General features: G+C 73.9%; 3 protein-coding genes. All 3 read left to right on the plus strand.

Annotated features, from left to right (window positions below):
• Positions 1-52: 52 nt before the first annotated feature.
• Positions 53-2,932, plus strand: a complete 2,880-nt coding sequence (locus AC08OU_RS00485) for an alpha/beta fold hydrolase (RefSeq protein WP_476604068.1) — start codon at positions 53-55, stop codon at positions 2,930-2,932.
• Positions 2,932-3,837, plus strand: a complete 906-nt coding sequence (locus tag AC08OU_RS00490; RefSeq protein ID WP_476604069.1) for an ABC transporter permease — start codon at positions 2,932-2,934, stop codon at positions 3,835-3,837. The genes AC08OU_RS00485 and AC08OU_RS00490 overlap by 1 nt, the downstream gene beginning before the upstream one ends.
• Positions 3,838-4,153: 316 nt before the next feature.
• A partial coding sequence (locus AC08OU_RS00495) for a YegP family protein (RefSeq protein ID WP_476604070.1) occupies positions 4,154-4,480 on the plus strand: 327 nt, incomplete at its 3' end.

The following is a 4,480-nucleotide window of genomic DNA, read 5'->3' on the forward strand; positions in this document are numbered from 1 at the left end:
GAGAGCCGGGTGCGTCCGCGGGGCCGTTGTCCCGCCGGGGTACCGTGCAGCGGTGCGTCGCCGAAGCGTCGTCATCGCCGCCGTCGGGGTCGCCGTCCTCGCCGGGGGCTTCGCGGCGGTCGCGAACGGCGGCGGCGACGCCGGCATCCACCAGGACCTGCTGCTGCTCGGCGCCACGCGTGAGCCGGACGGCGTCCCAGTCAACCTCGACGCCACCCTGTACGTGCCCCGCGAGGTCCCCGCACCCGCCGTCCTCCTCGCGCACGGGTACGGCGGCACCAAGGAATCCGTCGCCGACGACGCGCGCGACCTCGCCGGCCGCGGGTACGTCGTCCTCACGTACACGGCACGCGGTTTCGGCTCCTCCGGTGGGAAGGTGCACCTCGACTCGCCGCAGTACGAGGTCAGGGACGCCCAGCGCCTCATCGGCTACCTGGCGAGCCGTCCGGAGGTCACCCGGCAGGCGCCGGGTGACCCCGTGGTCGGCGTCGTCGGCACGTCGTACGGCGGCGCCCTCGCGCTGCTGCTGGCGGGCACCGACCGGCGCGTGGACGCCGTCGTGCCGAGCGTCACGTGGAACGACCTGCGGCAGTCGCTGTTCCCGCAGTTCGCCACCGGGCATCCGGCGCCGGTCACCGCGGCCGACGCGACCCCCGCGCGGGCGGCGGGAGCGGGAGTCTTCAAGCGGCAGTGGACGGCGCTGTTCTTCGGTAGCGGCGCGGCGGTGGGCCCACCCGCGACGCCGCCGGCGGGAGCGGAAACGGGCCGGGCAGGTCGGGACGATCTCGCGCTGCGGACGCTGAGCGCCGCGTGCGGCCGGATCGCGACCGACCTGTGCCTCGGGTACGTCCGGGCCGCCACCACCGGCCGCCCCGCACCGGCCATGCTCGCGCTGCTCGCCGCCGCCAGCCCGGCCCGGGTGGCCTCGCGCATCACCGCGCCGACCCTGCTGATCCAGGGCCAGAACGACTCCCTGTTCCCGCTGTCGGAAGCGGACGCCACGGCGCGCGCCATCGCGTCGAAGGGAACCCCGGTGTCGATGGTCTGGACGGCGGGCGGGCACGACGGCGGACCCGACGAGACCGAGCGCCTGCGGCGGCTGACCGGGGACTTCTTCGACCGGTGGCTGCGCAAGGAGGCGGGCGAACCGCAGGCGCCGTTCTCCGTCACGGTGCCGGACGCCGTCCTCTCCAGCGCCGACTCCAATCCCGTGCCGCAACTGCGGGAGGGCCGGTCGTACCCGGGGCTCGGCGGCGACCCCGTCGGGACCCGGCGACTGGCGCTGACCGGTGGGGAACAGCTCGCGGTCTCCCCGCCCGGAGCGACGCCGGCCGCGGTGACGACGCTTCCCGGGATCGGCGGCACGCTCGGGGCGCTGGCCGCCCGGGCGGGGGCGGCCGGGGCGGGAGGTACGGGCTCCCGCTCCGGCGGCTCCGGCTCCGACGGCTCCGGTTCGGGAGCCGCCGGAGCCGGCGCGGCGAGCGGAGCCCTCGGGATCAGCGCGATCCCCGGTCAGGTCGCCACATTTCAGACCGCGCCGCTGACCGAGTCCGTCACCGTCGTCGGCACGCCGCGCGTGGCCCTGCGGGTGAGGTCGACGGCCGCGGACGCCACGTTCTTCGCCTCCCTCGTCGACGTCGCCCCGGGTGGATCAACCATCCTTCCGCGCGGTCTCGTCTCGCCCGTGCGGCTGGCGAACCTGCCGGCCGACGGGCGCGAGGTCACCGTCGCGCTGCCCGCCGTCGTCCACGACGTGCCCGCGGGGCACCGGTTACGGGTCGTCGTCTCCAGCACCGACCAGGCGTACGCGTTGCCCGACGACGCGCGCGGCTACCGCATCGCTCTCGCCGGCGACGGCATGCTCACCGTGCCCCAGGTGCCGTTGGAGGTGGCGGACGCCGGCGGCCTGCGGCGGCTGGCGATGCTGGCCGCCGCGATGCTGGCCGCGCTGGTCGTGGGCGGGACGGCGCTCGCGGTGCGGGGATACACGCGGCGGCGCCGCGTTGGTCCGGACCCGGAGCTCACCGGCGTCCCGCTCGCCATCCGGGGGCTCGGCAAGGCGTACGCGAACGGCGTGCGCGCCGTCGACGACCTGACGCTGCGGGTCGACGGCGGCCAGGTGCTCGGGCTCCTGGGGCCGAACGGCGCCGGCAAGACGACGACGTTGCGCATGCTCATGGGCCTCATCCACCCCACGGAGGGCGAACTGCGCGTGTTCGGGCATCGCGTCGTCCCGGGTGCGGCGGTGCTGTCCCGGATCGGCGCGTTCGTGGAGGGTCCGGGGTTCCTGCCGCATCTGTCGGGTCTGGCGAACCTGCGGCTGTACTGGCAGGCCACCGGCCGTCCCGAGGTGGACGCGCACCTGGCCGAAGCGCTGGAGGTGGCCGGGCTCGGCGACGACGTCCACCGCACTGTCCGCACCTACAGCCACGGTATGCGGCAGCGGCTCGCGATCGCCCAGGCGATGCTGGGCCTGCCGGAGCTGCTCGTGCTCGACGAGCCGGCGAACGGGCTCGATCCACCGCAGATCAGGGAGATGCGGGAGGTCCTCGCGCGGTACGCGGCGACCGGCCGGACCGTGGTCGTCTCCAGTCATTTGCTGGCGGAGGTGGAGGAGACGTGCACGCACGTCGCCGTCATGCATCTCGGCAAGCTGATCGCGGCGGGACCGGTGGCTCAGCTCGTGGACGCCGCGACGGTCGTCGCGGTCGACGTCGACGACGCGGCACGCGCGGCCCGGATCGCCCGCGTGGTGCGGGGAGTGAGTGACGTGCAGGTCACGCCTACGGGGCTCGCCGTCCGCGCCGACCTCGCCGCGCGGGCGGAACTGGTGCGGACGCTCGCCGCGGCCGGGGTCGCCGTCGAGCGCATGGCCCCACAGCGCGGGCTCGAGCAGGCGTTCCTCGCGCTGGTGGGCGAGAAGGACGCCTGATGCCGGAGCGAGGTCGACACGCGGGGATCGAGGGGGCGCTGCCGCCGGTCGCGGTTACGAGCGACGACGGCGCGGCGCCGGGGTACGCCGCGCGGCGTACGCTCCCGCTGCTGGTGGAGATCCGCCGGCAGCTGACGAGGCGCCGGACCCAGGGCGCGCTGGGCTTCCTCGTGGCGTTGCCGTTCCTGCTGGTGGCGGCGTTCACCGTGGGTGGCGACGCCGGCGGTCCCGGTACGCCGGGCCTGGTGGACCTCGCCACGACCGGTGCCCCGAACTTCACATTCTTCACGTTGTTCGTGAGCGCGGGCTTCCTGCTGGTGGTGACCGTGGCGCTGTTCGCCGGCGACACGGTGGCGAGCGAGGCGAGCTGGTCGAGCCTGCGGTACCTGCTGGCGGCGCCGATTCCGCGGTCGAACCTGTTGCGGCGCAAGCTGATCGTGGCACTGCTCTACAGCGGGCTCGCGCTGGTCCTGCTGCCCGCGACGGCGTACCTGGCCGGTGGGCTGTTCTTCGGCTGGGCGCCGATGCGCAGCCCGCTCGGCGCGACGCTCTCGGCCCAGGAGTCGCTGGTGCGGATCGCCATCGCGGTGGGGTACACGGCCGTCGTCCTGCTGTTCGTCGCCGCGCTCGCGTTCCTGCTCGGCGTGTGGACGGACGCGCCGCTGGGCGCCGTGGGCGGCGCGGTGCTGCTTGTGATCGTTTCGAACATCCTGGACGCCGTGACGGCGCTCGGCCGATGGCGCGAGCTGCTGCCGACGCACTACCAGTTCGCGTGGACGGACGTGCTGGGTCCCGAGATCGCCTGGGAGTCGATGGCGCGGGGAGCACTGGAGTCGGTGGCGTACGCCGTCGTCCTCTTGGTGCTGGCATGGCGGCACTTCCAGCGGAAAGACATCACGTCGTAGTAGCTCGTCGCGGGTGTTCCACCAGCGTGTTGCCCCGGTCCAAAGGGGTCGACACGCCCCGCAAGGCGGCTTCGGGCGCGTCGTGGCGCGCGCCTACCAGAGGGGTGCGTCACGCCAACACGCCCATCAGCGATTCAAAGCCGGGATTCAAGGATTCGTGTCAAGCCGCCGATGCAGTGGCCGCGACCAGATGTCGCCGGCGAGGTGAGCGAGTGCACCGCATCGACAGCAGAGCGCACGTCCTGACACGTCCGTCGCCGACAACGCAATTGTTCGCCGCCGCAGGGCTGGCGAACACGACAGCAGGAGGCATTGAGTGCCAGCGAAGTTCACCCTGACCAAGACTGCGGGCGGCAAGTTCCACTTCTCGCTGCTCGCACCTGGCGGCTCGGTGATCGCATCGTCCCAGGCTTACGCCAGCAAGGCATCCGCGCTGAAGGCCCTGGAGTCGTTCCGCAAGACGGCGGCAACGGCGCCGCTGTCGGACTTCACCGGTGGGACGACGACCGCCCCCAAGACCGCCCGCGCCACCACGACTCGTGGCGCGACCCGAAGCACGACCCGGGCCGCAGCCAAGCGCACGACCGCCGGGCGCAGCACCACGAAGCGCGCGGCGGCCAAGCCGGCCGCCAAGCGGGCCGGG

This window comes from Frankia sp. CcMO1 (assembly GCF_977945845.1).